Here is a 343-nt window from a genome sequence, read left to right as displayed (position 1 = left end):
GACAGTCACTGTGCGGGTGGACGGTCAATCGTATGCAGCCACCGACAACGGGGATGGCACCTGGACGGCCCAGGTGCCGGGTGCGGATCTTGCCGCAGCCCAGGACACCACAGTCACGGCCGAGGCCACGTTTGCCGATGCGGCAGGCAACGCCAGCACACCGGTGACAGGCTCGCAAAGCTACGCGGTGGATACCACAGCACCGAGCACCACGGTTGCGATCAGCGATGCCGATGCAGACAACAAGCCCACGGTCTCGGGGACGGTCAGCGAGCCGGGCTCTACAGTGACGGTGACCTGGCCCGATGGCACCACCGTGCAGGTGCCCACGGACGCCAGCACT

Annotated in this window: 1 pseudogene; it reads left to right on the top strand. The window is 66.5% G+C overall.

From position 1 onward, the window contains the following. Window positions 1-343: pseudogene (locus QEP11_RS15665) on the top strand (hypothetical protein); the annotation flags it as partial.

The sequence above is a fragment of the Comamonas halotolerans genome, assembly GCF_030162935.1.
Lineage (GTDB): Bacteria > Pseudomonadota > Gammaproteobacteria > Burkholderiales > Burkholderiaceae_C > Comamonas > Comamonas halotolerans.
This window is presented reverse-complemented; position numbering and strand designations above follow the sequence as displayed.